At 64.1% G+C, this 15,307-nt stretch carries 15 protein-coding genes; 11 read left to right on the top strand and 4 right to left on the bottom strand.

All coding sequences use genetic code 11. The annotated features are described in order from the left end of the window. The first annotated feature begins 190 nt into the window (after positions 1 to 190). Entirely contained in the window at positions 191 to 1,018 is an 828-nt protein-coding gene (kdsA, locus tag D3877_RS05360; protein ID WP_119829682.1) for a 3-deoxy-8-phosphooctulonate synthase, read from the top strand. A 73-nt stretch (positions 1,019 to 1,091) separates the two neighbouring features. Here kdsA and gmk read toward each other — a convergent pair whose 3' ends face one another. Together gmk and D3877_RS05350 are read right to left on the bottom strand one after the other, a co-directional pair. Further along, positions 1,092 to 1,769: a guanylate kinase gene (gene gmk / locus D3877_RS05355; RefSeq protein ID WP_119829681.1), complete on the bottom strand. Its 678-nt coding sequence runs from the start codon at positions 1,767 to 1,769 to the stop codon at positions 1,092 to 1,094. 6 nt (positions 1,770 to 1,775) lie between these two features. Further along, positions 1,776 to 2,642, bottom strand: coding sequence for a YicC/YloC family endoribonuclease (locus tag D3877_RS05350; RefSeq protein ID WP_119829680.1), 867 nt, complete (start codon positions 2,640 to 2,642; stop codon positions 1,776 to 1,778). A gap of 124 nt (positions 2,643 to 2,766) precedes the next feature. On the opposite strand from D3877_RS05350, the gene D3877_RS05345 reads away from it, so the two are divergent. After that, the gene (locus D3877_RS05345; protein WP_119829679.1) at positions 2,767 to 3,528 is read left to right on the top strand and encodes an SDR family NAD(P)-dependent oxidoreductase; all 762 of its coding nucleotides are present in this window, start codon (positions 2,767 to 2,769) and stop codon (positions 3,526 to 3,528) included. Positions 3,529 to 3,549: 21 nt separating this feature from the next. Here D3877_RS05345 and D3877_RS05340 read toward each other — a convergent pair whose 3' ends face one another. Continuing rightward, positions 3,550 to 4,839, bottom strand: coding sequence for an EAL domain-containing protein (locus D3877_RS05340; protein ID WP_119829678.1), 1,290 nt, complete (start codon positions 4,837 to 4,839; stop codon positions 3,550 to 3,552). Positions 4,840 to 5,101: 262 nt separating this feature from the next. Further along, a complete protein-coding gene (gene rnd, locus D3877_RS05335) occupies positions 5,102 to 6,292 on the bottom strand; it encodes a ribonuclease D (protein WP_119829677.1) in 1,191 nt (396 codons plus the stop codon). A 219-nt stretch (positions 6,293 to 6,511) separates the two neighbouring features. On the opposite strand from rnd, the gene aspS reads away from it, so the two are divergent. The 9 genes from aspS to D3877_RS05295 all read left to right on the top strand — a co-directional run bounded on the left by aspS (position 6,512) and on the right by D3877_RS05295 (position 15,273). Beyond that, complete coding sequence (gene aspS / locus D3877_RS05330) at positions 6,512 to 8,329, top strand: aspartate--tRNA ligase (protein ID WP_119829676.1); 1,818 nt, start codon at positions 6,512 to 6,514, stop codon at positions 8,327 to 8,329. 13 nt (positions 8,330 to 8,342) lie between these two features. After that, positions 8,343 to 8,858, top strand: a complete 516-nt coding sequence (locus D3877_RS29300; RefSeq protein ID WP_147395086.1) for a hypothetical protein — start codon at positions 8,343 to 8,345, stop codon at positions 8,856 to 8,858. A 404-nt stretch (positions 8,859 to 9,262) separates the two neighbouring features. After that, positions 9,263 to 10,045: a 30S ribosomal protein S2 gene (rpsB, locus tag D3877_RS05325; protein ID WP_119829675.1), complete on the top strand. Its 783-nt coding sequence runs from the start codon at positions 9,263 to 9,265 to the stop codon at positions 10,043 to 10,045. A 136-nt stretch (positions 10,046 to 10,181) separates the two neighbouring features. After that, entirely contained in the window at positions 10,182 to 11,114 is a 933-nt protein-coding gene (tsf, locus tag D3877_RS05320) for a translation elongation factor Ts (protein WP_119829674.1), read from the top strand. A 48-nt stretch (positions 11,115 to 11,162) separates the two neighbouring features. Continuing rightward, positions 11,163 to 11,918: a UMP kinase gene (gene pyrH / locus D3877_RS05315; protein ID WP_119829673.1), complete on the top strand. Its 756-nt coding sequence runs from the start codon at positions 11,163 to 11,165 to the stop codon at positions 11,916 to 11,918. A gap of 40 nt (positions 11,919 to 11,958) precedes the next feature. Then, positions 11,959 to 12,480 (top strand): ribosome recycling factor, encoded by a 522-nt coding sequence (gene frr / locus D3877_RS05310; RefSeq protein WP_211100285.1) that lies wholly within the window; start codon positions 11,959 to 11,961, stop codon positions 12,478 to 12,480. Positions 12,481 to 12,486: 6 nt separating this feature from the next. Next, positions 12,487 to 13,254 (top strand): isoprenyl transferase, encoded by a 768-nt coding sequence (locus D3877_RS05305; RefSeq protein WP_119829671.1) that lies wholly within the window; start codon positions 12,487 to 12,489, stop codon positions 13,252 to 13,254. Continuing rightward, positions 13,196 to 14,065 (top strand): phosphatidate cytidylyltransferase, encoded by an 870-nt coding sequence (locus tag D3877_RS05300; protein ID WP_119829670.1) that lies wholly within the window; start codon positions 13,196 to 13,198, stop codon positions 14,063 to 14,065. Before D3877_RS05305 ends, D3877_RS05300 begins: the two co-directional genes overlap by 59 nt. Further along, the gene (locus D3877_RS05295) at positions 14,056 to 15,273 is read left to right on the top strand and encodes a 1-deoxy-D-xylulose-5-phosphate reductoisomerase (RefSeq protein ID WP_119829669.1); all 1,218 of its coding nucleotides are present in this window, start codon (positions 14,056 to 14,058) and stop codon (positions 15,271 to 15,273) included. Before D3877_RS05300 ends, D3877_RS05295 begins: the two co-directional genes overlap by 10 nt. Positions 15,274 to 15,307 lie beyond the last annotated feature (34 nt).

Genomic DNA, 15,307 nt, shown 5'->3' with positions numbered 1-15,307 from the left:
ATCCGAGTTGACCAAGCGGGCCATTGGTGGGATTCAAAGGGCGGATTCGCCGCAGGCCGGACCTTCCAAAGTCCGCCAAGCGTCCCATCTGTGCCTGACAGGGCCAACGCCAATCTGTTCCGATCCCCTCTGTTCCGATCCCCTCTGTTCCGATCCCCTCTGTTCCGATCCTCTTGGAGTTTTCCGTCCCATGACCACGCCGCGCGCCGTTCAGATCGGCAACCTGACCATCGCCAACGACCGGCCTTTTGTTTTGATCGCCGGTCCTTGCCAGATGGAAAGCCGCGATCATGCGCTGGAAACCGCGTCGGCTCTGGTCGCGATGACCTCGGCGTTGGGTATTGGGCTGATTTACAAATCGAGCTTTGACAAGGCCAACCGCACCTCGATCACCACGGCGCGCGGGCTTGGGATGGACAAGGCGTTGCCGATCTTCGCCGAAATCCGCGAGCGTTTCGGTTGCCCGGTCATCACCGACGTCCACGCCGCCGATCAATGCGCGGTGGTCGCCGAGGCCGTCGACGTCCTGCAAATCCCGGCCTTCCTCTGCCGCCAGACCGATCTTCTGATCGCCGCCGCCAACACCGGGCGGGCGGTGAATGTGAAGAAGGGCCAGTTTTTGGCCCCGTGGGACATGAAGAACGTCGTGGCCAAGCTGGTGGCGTCGGGCAACGAGCGGGTGATGCTGTGCGAGCGCGGCGCCAGCTTTGGCTACAACACGCTGGTGTCGGACATGCGGGCGCTGCCGATCATGGCGGAAACCGGCTTCCCGGTGGTGTTCGACGCCACCCATTCGGTGCAGCAGCCAGGCGGGCAGGGCGCCACATCGGGCGGCCAGCGGGAATTCGTGCCGGTTCTGGCGCGGGCGGCCATCGCGGTTGGCGTGGCGGCGGTGTTCATGGAAACCCACGAGAACCCGGATTGCGCGCCCAGCGACGGGCCGAACATGGTGCCGCTGTCCGACATGCCCGCTTTGCTGGCCCGCCTTCAGGCGTTCGACCGTCTGGCCAAGGCGTAAAAGGACGACCGGCAGGCTCGCCTTTTCCAACCGCGTTCCGTGATTGTGGCGGGAGCCTCGCTCCCGCCCATCATCAAAGCGCCGCTTGGACCGTTTTGACGAATTGCGGCAAGCCGACCTGGCGGCGGCGGCGCAGACGTTCGGCGTGCAGGATGGCCGTCACCGCCGCGACGCTCTGCTCGACGTCCCGGTTGATGATGACGTAGTCGTATTCCGCCCAATGGCTGATTTCGTCGGACGCCTTGGCCATGCGGCCAGCGATGACCTCCGCCGAATCCTGGGCGCGGCTGTGCAGGCGGCGTTCCAGCTCTTCGCCCGACGGGGGAAGAACGAAGATGCTGACCAGATCGTCCCGCGCGTTCTGCCCCAACTGCTGGGTGCCTTGCCAATCAATGTCGAACAGCACGTCGCGGCCCGCGCCCAACGCCTCCTCCACCGCGCCGCGCGGCGTGCCGTAGCAATTGCCGAAGACGCGGGCGTATTCCAGGAACTCCCCATCCTCGACCATCTGGTCGAAGCGGGGCAGATCGATGAAATGGTAATCGACGCCGGGGACTTCGCCGGGGCGCATGGCGCGGGTGGTCGCCGACACCGACATGGTGATGCCGGAATCGCGCTCCAACAAGCGGCGCGAGATGGTGGTCTTGCCGGCGCCGGACGGCGACGACAGCACCAGCATCAGGCCACGGCGGGAGATGTCCTTGGACGGGGCGGAAGACGGGGCGGAAGATTGGGGGGAGGGCAGGGCCATGACGGATTACTCGATGTTTTGAACCTGTTCGCGAAGCTGCTCGATGGTGGCTTTCAGCGACAGGCCGATGCGGGTCAGCTCCACGTCGGCGGACTTGGAGCACAGGGTGTTGGCTTCGCGGTTGAATTCCTGACAGAGGAAATCGAAGCGGCGGCCGATGGCCCCGCCTTCCGCCATCATCTCGCGGGCGGCGTGGATGTGGGCGCGCAGCCGGTCCAGCTCTTCGCGGATGTCGGCCTTGCCGATCAGGATGGCGGCCTCTTGCGCCAAACGGTCCTCCGACAGCGCCGGGAAAGAGCCGAGGATGGTGGCGACCTGAAGCCGCAGCTTTTCGCGCAGGGCCTCGGGCTGGGCCGAGGCGCAGGCGCTCGCCCCCCCCACCAGACGGGCGATTTCGTCGAGATGGCCGTTGAGAATCGCGGCCAGACGAGCGCCTTCGCCCAGCCGGTTGACCACGAGCTGGTCGAACAGCTTGGCCAGATCGCCTTTGAGCGCCGACTCGACCCGCTCGCGGGCGTCGGTTTCATCCTCTTCCACCGGCTCGATGATGCCGCGCACGGCCAGCAGCGAATCCAGACGCGGCGGGGCGGCCCCGGCGCCTTCGATCTCGCGCGCCAGCTCCAGCACTTGGGCGAGCAACGCGCGGTTGATGCGGAGTTGGGAGACGGCTTGGCTGCGGGTGATGGTCAGCGTCAGGTTGACGTTGCCGCGCGCCAGCCGCTTCGGCGCCTCGGCCCGCGCCAGCGCCTCGACGCTGTCGAAGCCGGTCGGCATGCGGCAACGGACGTCCAGGCTGCGGCCATTCACGCTTTTCGCCTCGAAGGTCCAGGAATAGCCGTCACCATGCCCATCGACGCGCGCGAATCCGGTCATGCTGGCGACAACAGGGCGATGTGCGGACACGGCGGTGGCCTCCGATGATGGCTGTGCGGGATGGTGTGGGCCGGTTATACCCATGGGATGATCCCGCAAACAAGCGCGCAACGGAGACGGCAGCATGCGGCGACCGCGATCTTTGGTCATCACCGGGGCGTCGAGCGGCATCGGCGCGGCGTTGGCCCTGCGTTACGCCGAACCCGGCGTGTGCTTGGCGTTGACCGGGCGCGACGCCGCGCGGTTGGCGGCGGTGGCCGAACGCTGCCGCGCGGCGGGGGCGGAGGTGACGGCGGACGTCATCGACGCCACCGACCGGGACGGCATGGCGGCGTGGTTGCGGGGGGTGGACGACCGCGCGCCGGTCGATCTCCTCATCGCCAACGCCGGAATCTCCGCTGGAACCGGCGGTGGGGTGGAAAGCGAGGAACAGGCCCGGCGGATTCTGTCGGTCAACATCGACGGGGTGCTGAACAGCGTTTATCCGCTGTTGCCCCGCATGCAGGACCGGCGGCGCGGGCAGATCGCGCTGATGGCTTCGCAGGCGAGTTTTCGCGGCTTTCCCGGCGCGCCAGCCTATTGCGCCAGCAAGGCGGCGGTGCGGGTCTTTGGCGAGGCGTTGCGCGGCGATCTGGCCGGGGAGGGGATCGGCGTGTCGGTGATTTGCCCCGGATTCGTCAAAAGCCGAATCACCGACGCCAACGGCTTTTCCATGCCCTTTTTGATGGAAGCCGACGCGGCGGCGCGGGTCATTCGCCGGGGGCTGGCGCGCAACGCGGCGCGCGTCAGCTTTCCCTGGCCGGTGGCGGCGGCGGTCTGGCTGTTGGCCTTGCTGCCGCCCGGCTGGACCGATGGGTTGCTGGCGCGGGCGCCGAAGAAGGGCTGAGATGCCCCCGACGTGGGGGCTTCAGTCCACCTTGGCGTGGGCGATGGCCTCGCGGACGCTGACGCCCTTGCGCAGGATGTTGTCCACCGCGCGGCCCTGGACCAGATTGATGCCCATCTTGTGGGCGTAGACAAGGCTCGACACGCTGTCGCAGCGGGCCAGGATGAACTTGCAGCGGTCCTGTTCGGCGATGCGCTCGCGGAAGAACTTCTCGAAGGCTGGCTCCATTTCCAGCATGTCGTTCGACCAGAAGATCTTGGCGTAATCGGCGTTCAGATACTCCAGATCGAAATTCGTCACCCAAAACGGGTTCAGGCCATCGACGGCGATCTGGTAACGGCGGTCTTGCGCGAACTCGACGACTTCGTTGAACAGGGACAAATTCTCGATCAAATCGCCCTTGGACACCTCCAGCACCACCTGCCCCCGGAAGTCGATCGGCAGGCGTTCGTCGAACTTGACGAAGCCGGTCGAGATCACCGTGGACAGGTTGATGTTGATGCCGATCCGCCGCCCGCGCATGAAGCTGAGGCCGTGATTCAGCGCCCGCAGAACCGATTGGTCGAGGTTGGCCGTGAAATAATTGAACAGCCATTTGTTGGCCGTGATGTCGTAATCCGGGCAGAGCCGTTCCTGCAAAAGCTTGATGGAGATGTAGAGTTCAAAATACTCCATATCCTCATCAGAGCCTTTGCCGATGTTGGCGATGGCCTGATTGAACAGGAAGGGCGAGAGATCGAACATCTGCATCGAGCGTTCGAGCTTGCCCAACTCTTCCAGCGTGATCGGCGGCTTGGTTTCGGTGACGACGTTGCCGGTTTCGTTGGCCTGCAATTCTTCAATGAAACGGATGACGTTGATGAAGTTCAACGCCAGTTCCATGATCGAATAGAGCGAATATTCCTTGTAGGGGTTGGCCCCGGTCAGCGTGGTTTTTGACAGGAAGACCTGCTCAAGCTTCTGGCAGACGTCGGTGACGCCGGTCAGCTTCAGCCCCTTGTACAGAACGATGACGTCGCCGTTGGAAATGTTGAAGGATTGCAGATAGGACGCCTTGCTCGCCAGTTCCTGAATGATGGTGCGAACCATCATCTGACCAGACGGATCCTTGTCTTTCAACAGCGACAGATGCATGTGCATCAACCGCATGCCTTGCAATTCGCTTTTGGCGGAGCGCAGCAGGTTCAGAAGCTTGTCGTTGTCGAACTCGGGACGTTGATCTTTCGCGGCGGCGACCGCCGCCTGCTTTTCCGTCGTGGAAAGGCGGACCCGGTCCCGTCCCATCGGTGGTTTGCCGCCGAACCTGCTCATTACCTGCTTTCCCCCAAACAAACCCTTTGCAAGACCGTGCGGGACGGCCCTTTTGACTGACCACAACAAACACGGCGACGGATCGAACGGTTGGGCTGGCCGCCAATGGACAGGCCCCCCAGCCCTCTGTGACGCGCCCGGTCCGTCCTTATTGTAAATGGAACTTTCTTTAAGAAGCCCTTAAAGCGTGGTTAACGGAAAAACTCTGTGAAGCATTCTTACGACAATCACCGGCTCATCCAACCGACGCCATCCTGAAAGGTCAAGTTTCCGTTTCTTCCGACGCTGATTCTTTGGGTGTCCCGCCAACAGGGACAATACGAACGCGACGTTCAATCACCGCGAGCGCAATGCGTCCATGCTTCAAAGCCAGCGCGTCGTCTCCAAAAAGCTCGCGGCGCCAGCCATGCAGGGCGGGAACATCAGCGGAATCATCCGCCGCCATCGCTTCCAGATCGGACGAAGACGCAACCAACTTTGCCGCGACGTTGTGTTCGTCACACTTCATCTTCAGCAGCACGCGCAACAACTCCACGATGGGTTGCAGACCGGGCGGCGGCTCGTCGCGCGGCTCCACCTTCGGCAAGTCGCCATCGGGGATGTCGAGGCCGAGCTGCACGGCGGCCATCACGTCGGCGCCCTGGCGCCCCTCGGCGAAGCCTCGGCCCATGCCACGGGTGCGGGCAAGGTCGTCGATGTTGGTCGGGGCGTGGGCGGCGATTTCCAGCAAGGCCTCGTCGCGCAGAACACGGGAACGCGGCAAATCGCGGCGTTGCGCCTCGCGCTCCCGCCACGCCGCCAACTCCTTCAGCACGGCCATGAAGCGCGGCTTGTTGGTGCGGACCTTCAGGCGCAGCCACGAGGTTTCGGGATCGACCTGATAGGTGCGCGGGTCGGTGAGGATCGCCATCTCCTCCTCCAGCCAATGCGAACGGTCGGAGCGCGCCAGACGGCGCTTCAGCTTTTCGTAAGCGGGGCGGAGATGGATGACGTCCGACAAGGCGTAGGTCAGTTGCCGTTCGGTCAAAGGCCGGTGCGACCAGTCGGTGAAGCGGCTGGATTTGTCGATGCGCGCGCCCGCCAGCTTGGTGACGAGCGTTTCATAGCCAACGCTTTCGCCAAAACCGCAGACCATCGCCGCGACCTGGGTGTCGAACAGCGGGGTCGGGATGCGGCCTGACAAATGCCAGAAGATTTCGACGTCCTGGCGGGCGGCGTGGAACACCTTGAGGATGGCCGGATCGTCCATCACCGCGTAGAGCGCGGTCAGGTCCATGCCTTCGGCCAGCGGGTCAATGGCGACCGCGCCGTCGGGTCCAGCGATTTGCACAAGGCAAAGTTGCGGCCAATAGGTCTTCTCCCGCAGAAACTCGGTGTCGACCGTGATGTATTCAGCCCCGGCCAGCGACTGGCAGAAGGCTTCCAGGGCGTCGGTTGTCGTAATCAGCGTCATGGTTGCTTCATACACGACCCGGACCGCCCTTGAAAGTCCGGTGAATTTGACAGGGGCGCCGAAGGGGCGGCGGACCGACGGGACGAGGCTTGCGACCAATGGTCCGCCGGGGCGATATGGCGACGGCAGGATGGCGGCTTGACATTCGCGGCCTTCCGGTGTGGTGTGTCGGACCCTATTTCCTTGCCGGAATCCGACCTTTTCAAGGTGTTTCGACCCATGCACCCCTACCGCACGCACACTTGCGGCCAGCTTCGTGAAGAAAACGCCGGTGAGATCGTCCGCCTGTCGGGCTGGATCAACCGCAAGCGCGACCATGGACAGTTGCTGTTCATTGATTTGCGCGACCATTACGGCCTGACGCAGTGCGTGGTCGACACCTCCAACCCGGCGTTCGAGATCGCCAACCGGCTGAAGCTGGAGTCGGTCATCACCGTGACCGGCAAGATCGTCAAGCGCACGGCGGAGACGATCAACGACCGGCTGCCGACGGGCCGGATCGAATTGCAGATCGCCGAGCTGACCATCCAGGGCGAGGCCGAGCAGATCCCGCTCCAGGTCAATCAGGAAGCCGACACCGGCGAAGACATGCGTCTGCGCTATCGCTTCCTGGATCTGCGCCGCGAGCGCATTCACGAAAACATCCTGCTGCGCTCGCGCGTCATCGCGTCGGCCCGCCGCCGGATGATCGACCAGGGCTTCACCGAATTCCAGACGCCGATTCTCACGGCGTCCTCGCCGGAAGGCGCGCGCGACTATCTGGTGCCCAGCCGCAACCATCCCGGCAAGTTCTACGCCCTGCCGCAGGCCCCGCAGCAGTTTAAGCAGTTGCTGATGGTCGCCGGGTTTGATCGTTACTTCCAGATCGCCCCCTGCTTCCGCGACGAAGACGCCCGCGCCGACCGCAGCCCGGGTGAGTTTTACCAGCTTGATTTCGAGATGTCCTTCGTCACCCAGGAAGACGTCTTCGCCGCCGTCGAGCCGGTTCTGCACGGCCTCTTCGACGAGTTCGGCGGCTTCCGTCGCGAGACCAAGCCGACCATCGACCAGGCCCCGTTCCGTCGGATCAGCTACGCCGAATCGATGCTGAAATACGGCAACGACAAGCCCGACCTGCGCAACCCGCTGGTCATCACCGACGTGACCGAGGTGTTCAAGCGCGACGACGTGGAATTCCGCGCCTTCAAGCAGACCATCGAAAAGGGCGGCGTCGTCCGCGCCATCCGCGCGCCGAAGGTGTCGGACAAGCCGCGCAGCTTCTTCGACAAGCTCAATGATTGGGCGCGCGGTCTGGGCGCTCCCGGCCTCGGCTACATCGTCATGGAAGCGGCGGGCGGCAAGGGGCCGATCGCCAAGTTCGTGCCGGAGGCCGCGCAAGCGGCGCTGCGCGAGTTGGTGGGCCTGGAAGACGGCGACGCCGTGTTCTTCGTCTGCGATCAGGCGGGTCCGGCGGCCAAGCTGGCCGGTTTTGCCCGCACCCGCATCGGCGAAGAACTGGACCTCATCGAGAAGAACGCGTTCCGCTTCTGCTGGATCGTCGATTTCCCGATGTATGAGCTGGACGAAGAGACCAACAAGATCATCTTCAGCCACAACCCCTTCTCCATGCCGCAGGGCGGGTTGAAAGCGTTGCAGGAAAAGAACCCGTTGGAAATCAACGCCTACCAGTATGACATCGTCTGCAACGGCGTCGAACTGTCCTCGGGCGCCATCCGCAACCATCTGCCCGAGGTGATGTACAAGGCGTTCGACATCGCCGGTTATCCGCCCGAGGAGCTGGAAGCCCGCTTCGGCGGCATGCTGAGCGCGTTCAAGCTGGGCGCCCCGCCGCACGGCGGTTCGGCTCCCGGCATCGACCGCATCGTCATGCTGCTAGCCGACGAGCCGAACATCCGCGAGGTCATCGCCTTCCCGCTGAACCAGCGGGCGGAAGATCTGCTGATGCAGGCCCCGGCCCAGGTCGATCAGGCCCGCCTGAAGGAACTTCACCTCAAGCTCGACCTGCCCAAGCCGAAGGTCGCAACACCGCAGGCGTGAGGGCAGGAAGTCGTTGAGTGAAGGGCCGCGCCGGAGTCGATCCGGTGCGGCCCTTGTCGTTTCCGGGGCTTTGCTCGTGATGTCTGGATGGAAAATGCTCTCCTGCTTTCAAAGATGCGCGGCAATCGTTGGTTTGGTTGCTTTATTCGGATGCTCTAACGAAGCAGAATTTAATTCTACGAGTCGGCTGAGCGAATCGATGCCAGCATCAAAAGGTTTTTTAAAAGAATTCAGCGTCGGTCATGGTACTGCCTGGAGCTTTGCTTTTGATTTTTGCGGAAACGTTGAAGAGGGTGAAGCCTCGCGCCAGAATATTAAATCCATTGTTGAAGCGTGTGTAACAGACTCGGAGGAACGAAATCGCCTTCTAATTCTGCATGAGAATGTAAAAAAAGAGATGAATAAGATTTTTCTAAAAAATAGCCAAGAAGTATCGAAATACCGATGCGATGAATTTAAAAATAATATAGGAGAAATAGATGTAAGCATCATGAGATATAAAACAACAAATATAAATTGCAAAAATTAAAATAATTACTGTTCATATATAAACAATCATCTCCGCATTGGATGGATTTCTGTGTGACCTTTTCCGTTTTGGTGGATGCTGTTTCGGTTAACTGCCTTCATTCCAGCCTATTGCCCGCTTGGCGGGGGTAGGGACTGGAGCGTTGTTGGTGTGCGGCGTCGGTCCTCTCCCTGGCGCAAGCGAGGGGGGATAGGGGGAGGCAAGGGTCGTTAAAACCGGAACCTTGCCCACTGCTTTTCCCTGCCATCGCTGTTGCCAAAGCCGGAGCGGCGGGCTATGTAAGCGCCGTCGTCAAAACCTCACGCGAGCTGGCGGACCCTTGGCTTTACGCCGATGGCCCGATCCGGTGTCCACACCTGTGGACAGACGCTCGCGGCGGATCAACCGGAAAAAGGGATTTTTCCATGCCTATGCCCACGTTCACCATGCGCCAGCTCCTCGAAGCCGGTGTTCACTTCGGCCACCACACCCGCCGTTGGAACCCGAAGATGAACCAGTACATCTTCGGTGTGCGCAACGGCGTTCACATCATCGATCTGGAACAGACCGTTCCGATGCTGCACCGCGCCCTTCAGGCCGTTCGTGACGTCGTCGCCGGTGGCGGCCGCGTTCTGTTCGTCGGCACGAAGCGTCAGGCGCAGGAGCGCGTCGCCGAAGCCGCCTCCAAGTGCGGCCAGTATTACGTGAACCATCGTTGGCTCGGCGGCATGCTGACCAACTGGAAGACGATTTCGCTGTCGATCAAGCGTCTGCGCGAGATGGAAGAGCGTCTGGGCGTCGACACCTCGGGCCTGACCAAGCGCGAAGTGCTGGAGCTGACCCGCGAGCGCGACAAGCTGGAACGCGCGCTGGGCGGCATCAAGGAGATGGGCGGCCTGCCGGACGTCATCTTCATCATCGACACCAACAAGGAGTCGATCGCGGTCAAGGAAGCCAACAAGCTGGGCATTCCGGTCATCGCGGTGCTCGACAGCAACTCCGATCCCGACGGCGTGGCCTTCCCGATTCCGGGCAACGACGACGCGCTGCGCGCCATCGACATGTATTGCGACCTGGTGGTCGGCTCGGTTCTCGACGGCCTCCAGGCCGAGATGAGCGCCGCCGGCATCGACGTCGGCGCCCGTGAGGACGCCCCGGCTGAGCAGCTTCCCGAGGAAGAGGCCCCCGCCGAGACCGCCCAGGCCTGAGCTTGAGTGTTGAAGGGGCAGCCGGGCCGGAGACAATCATGGCCTGGCTGCCTTTTTTGTGTGGCTTGCCACCCGTTTTGTATTCATGACTGACATGCGGTCCGCCAGGGATCGCTAGCAAGGAAGAGGGCGCAACATGGCCGAGATTACCGCCTCGCTCGTCAAGGAACTGCGCGAGAAGACCGGCGCGGGCATGATGGACTGCAAAAAGGCGCTGAACGAGACGCAGGGCGACCTTGAGGGCGCCGTGGATTGGCTGCGCAAGAAGGGCCTCGCCGCCGCCGCCAAGAAGTCCGGCCGCATCGCCGCCGAGGGTCTGGTCGCCGTCGCCACCGCCGGGACCAAGGGCGCCGTCGTCGAGGTGAACGCCGAGACCGATTTCGTCGCCCGCAACGACAAGTTCCAGGGCTTCGCCGCCACCTGCGCCACCCTGGCGCTGAGCAGCGACGGCGACGTGGAGGCCTTGAAGGCCGCCGCCTATCCCGGCTCCGCGCACACCGCCCAGGACGAGCTGACCACGCTGATCGCGACGGTCGGCGAGAACATGAATCTGCGCCGTTCGACCACCCTGTCGGTGAATTCGGGCGTCGTCGTCAGCTACGTCCACTCGGCCATCGCGCCGGGCCTCGGCAAGATCGGCGTGCTGGTCGCGCTCGAGTCGACGGGCGACGCCGCCAAGCTGGCCGATCTCGGCAAGCAGGTCGCGATGCACATCGCCGCCGCCCGTCCGGAAGCCCTGGACATCGCCAACGTCGACACCTCGGCGCTGGATCGCGAGCGCAGCGTGCTGGCCGACCAGGCCCGCGCCTCGGGCAAGCCGGAAGCCATCATTGAGAAGATGGTCGAAGGCCGCATTCGCAAATATTACGAAGAAGTCTGCTTGCTGGAGCAGGTCTACGTGATCGACGGCGAGACCAAGGTCCGCAAGGTGGTCGAGAACGCCGCCAAGGACATTGGCGCTCCGGTCGCCGTGACCTCCTTCGCCCGCTTCGCGCTGGGCGAAGGCATCGAAAAGGCCCAGACCGACTTCGCCGCCGAAGTCGCCGCGACCGCCGCCGGTCAGGCCTAACTCCGCGTCGTCAGCCGCATTCCGCAACAGCAAGGGAGCGTTTTCCCCATGGTCGAGACCACTGGGACCACCGCGCCGGAAGACGGCATCCGTTACAAGCGGGTGCTGCTGAAGGTGTCGGGCGAGGCGTTGATGGGTCAACGCGACTACGGCCTCGATCCCGACATGGTCAACCGCATCGCCAACGAGGTGAAGGCGGTGATCGCGCTGGGCGTCCAGGTCTCTCTGGTCATCGGCGGGGGAAACATCTTCCGTGGCGTCAAGGGCGCGGCGGGCGGCATGGAACGCGCGTCGGCCGACTACATCGGGATGCTCGCCACCGTGATGAACGCGCTCTCGATGCAGAGCGCGCTTGAACGGATGGGCGTGCCCACCCGCGTGCAGTCGGCCATTCCCATGTCGTCGGTGTGCGAGCCGTACATCCGGCGCCGCGCGATTCGTCACATGGAAAAGGGCCGGGTGGTGATTTTCGCCGCCGGCACCGGCAACCCCTTCTTCACCACCGACACCGCCGCCGCGCTGCGCGCGTCCGAAATGGGCTGTGACGGGTTGTTGAAGGGGACGCAGGTCGATGGCGTCTACACCGCCGACCCCAAGAAAGTTCCCGACGCCACCCGGTACGAGCGGCTGTCTTACATGGATGTCCTGACCCAGGATCTCCAGGTGATGGACGCGTCGGCCATCGCCTTGGCGCGCGAGAACCACATCCCCATCTTGGTCTTCTCGATCCACACGCCCGGCGCCTTCGCCGAAGTCATGCAGGGCCGTGGCCGATACACCATCATAACGGAAGAAAGGGAGTAAGCCCGTGGCTGCGCCCGACATATCGGATCTGAAGCGCCGCATGGAAGGCGCTCTCGAGTCGTTTCGCAAAGAATTGACCGGCCTGCGCACGGGCCGCGCCTCGTCCAGCCTGCTGGAGCCGGTTTCGGTGGAAGCCTACGGCAACCGCATGCATCTGAAAGAGGTCGCGACCGTCTCGGTTCCCGAGCCGCGCCTCATCACGGTGCAGGTGTGGGACCGCAGCATGACCAAGGCCGTGGAAAAGGCCATCCGCGATTCCGGTCTGGGGCTGAACCCGCAGACGGAAGGGCAGGTCATCCGCGTGCCCTTGCCCGATCTGACGCAGGAGCGCCGCGCCGAGTTGGCGAAGGTCGCGCACAAATACGCCGAGCAGGCGCGCATCGCGATCCGCAACATCCGCCGCGACGGCATGGACGCCTTGAAGAAGGCCGAGAAGGCCAGCGAAATCACCCAGGACGAGCACAAGGCTCAATCCGAAAAGGTGCAGACGCTGACCGACCAGCAGATCAAGCTGGTGGATGAAGCGCTAGCGTCCAAAGAAAAGGACATCATGCAGGTCTGATTCGGAATGCGCGACGCAGACGACAACCAGACCAGCCGGACGCCGCCCTTGGGGGCGTCCGCCCAGGCTCCCGCCCACGTCGCCATCATTATGGATGGCAATGGGCGGTGGGCGAAGGCGCGCGGCTTGCCGCGCACCGCCGGTCACAAGAAGGGCGTGGACGCCGTCCGCCGCACCGTGGAAGCGGCGCGCGAGTTGGGCGTCGGCACCCTGACCATTTTCAGCTTTTCCTCGGAAAACTGGCGCCGCCCGGAAGAGGAGGTGTCGGATCTGATGGGATTGCTGCGCTTCTATCTGCGCAGCGAGGTCGCCGAACTGCACAAGGCGGGCATCCGCCTGCGGGTGATCGGCGAACGCGCCCGGCTGTCGGACGACATCAACCGGCTGATCGACGACGCTGAGACGCTGACCGGCGCCAACCGGACGATGACTCTGGTGGTCGCGCTCAGCTACGGCTCGCGCCAGGAGATCGTCGCGGCGGCCAAACGGCTGGCGGAGGATGTCGCGGCGGGCCGCTTGAGCGCCGACGCCATTGACGAACAGGCCCTGTCCGGTCGGCTGTTCACCGCCGACCTTCCCGATCCCGATCTCATCATCCGCACCAGCGGCGAAAAGCGGATCAGCAATTTCCTGCTGTGGCAGGCGGCCTATGCCGAGCTGGTCTTCGTCGACACGCTGTGGCCTGATTTCACCAAGCGCGATCTGGAGGCGGCGATTGACGAGTTCCACCGACGGGAACGCCGCTTCGGCGCCACCACCGCCAGCACCCGCTAAACCCCCAGCACCGGCTAAACCCAGTGACCTGAAGGCGCGGGTTCTCTCCGCCCTGGTCTTGGCGCCGGTGGTTCTCGGCGCGGTCTGGCTTGGCGGCTGGGTGTTCCGCGCCCTCATCGTGCTGGGCGCGGTGATCGCCATTTCCGAATGGATCAATCTGGTGCCCAGCGCGCGGCGTCTGCCCGCGCGGGTCATTTCCCTGTGCGGCGTGCTGGGCGCGCTGTCGGCGCAGCTTCTCGTCGGGCCGCTGGCCGGGCTTGGGGTGGCCGTCCTGTTCGCCGGGCTGACCGCGCTTGGCGGCGGCGGCACCGACCGCAAATTGCTTGGCTTTGGCGTCGTCTATGTCGCGGCGGGGATCGCCGGTTTGATGTGGCTGCGCGATCTGCCGGGCGATGGCCTCGCCCTGTTCCTGTTCGCCATGCTGGCTGTGTGGGCGACCGACATCGGGGCCTATGCGGCGGGCCGGACGATTGGCGGGCCGAAGCTGGCCCCGCGCGTCAGCCCGAAAAAGACCTGGGCCGGTTTGATCGGCGGCATGGTTTCGGCGGCGCTGGTCGGTTGGCTGGTCGCGCTGGTCGCTGGCGCGGCGATGCCGGGGCTGGCGCTGCTGGTCGGCGCCCTGTCGGCGGTGGTCGGGCAGATCGGCGATCTCTTCGAGTCGGCGGTCAAGCGCCGCTACAACGTCAAGGACAGCGGCCAGCTCATTCCTGGGCATGGCGGCATTCTCGACCGCATCGACGGGCTTCTGGTCGCCGCCCCGGTGTTGGCTGTGTTCCACGCGACCCTCGGAACGGCTCTCTCATGGTGGTGACGACGAACAGCGCGCCCGCGTCCGGCGTCGGACGGCGGCGTGTGACGATTTTGGGGTCCACCGGCTCGGTCGGCGCCCAGACCGTCGATCTGGTCGCCCGCGACCCGGAGCGCTTTCCGGTGGAGGCGTTGACCGCAAACCGCAACGTCGCCCTGTTGGCCGACCAAGCCAAGCGTTTGCACGCCCGTCTGGCGGTGGTCGCCGATCCCTCTGGTCACGCCGAATTGAAGGAACGTCTGGCCGGAACCGGCATTGAAACCGCCGCCGGGCCGCAGGCGGTGGTCGAGGCGGCGGCGCGCCCCGCCGATTGGGTGATGGCCGCCATCGTCGGCTTCGCCGGTCTGGAGCCGACGCTCGCCGCCATCCGCCGGGGGGCCATCGTCGCCTTCGCCAACAAGGAGGTTCTGGTCTGCGCCGGGGCCTTCATGATGGAGGAGGTGCGCGCCCACGGCGCGACGCTGCTGCCGGTCGACAGCGAGCATTCGGCGATCTATCAGGTCTTTGATTTCGCGCGCCCCGAAAGCGTCGCCAAACTGATTCTCACCGCGTCGGGCGGGCCGTTCCGCAGCAAGGACCGCGCCTTCATGGCGACGGCGACGCGGGAGCAGGCGGTGGCGCACCCGACCTGGGACATGGGCGCGAAAATCTCGGTGGACAGCGCCACCCTGATGAACAAGGGCCTGGAGCTGATCGAGGCGCATTTCCTGTTCGACGTGCCGGAGGAGCGGATCGACGTTCTGGTCCATCCCCAATCGGTCATCCATTCGCTGGTCGAGTATGTCGATGGTTCGGTTTTGGCGCAGTTGGGCACGCCCGACATGCGCACGCCCATCGCCTACGCGCTGGGCTGGCCCGCGCGACTCGCGACTCCGGCGGAGCGACTCGATCTGACCAAGACGGCGACCTTGACCTTCGAGCCGCCCGATCCCGACCGTTTTCCCGCTTTGCGTCTGACCCGCGCCGCCTTGCAAAGCGGGGGAGGGGCGCCTACTATTCTCAGTGCCGCCAATGAAGTGGCCGTTCAGGCGTTTCTTGACCGCAAGATCGGCTTCCTCGACATCGAACGGATCGTCGAGGGCACATTGACGGCGTTGCCCCACCGCCCGCTGCGTGATCTTGACGCAGTGCGCGAGGCCGACGCAGAGGCGCGCCGCGACGCCGCCGCCCGCGTTCCGGCCTGCGGTGCGACGGCGGTTGGCAGCCGGTGATCCGCGATCAAGCCCCCAGGGGGCGCAAAGGGTA

Origin of the sequence: Azospirillum cavernae (assembly GCF_003590795.1) — a bacterium.
Lineage (GTDB): Bacteria > Pseudomonadota > Alphaproteobacteria > Azospirillales > Azospirillaceae > Azospirillum > Azospirillum cavernae.
This window is presented reverse-complemented; position numbering and strand designations above follow the sequence as displayed.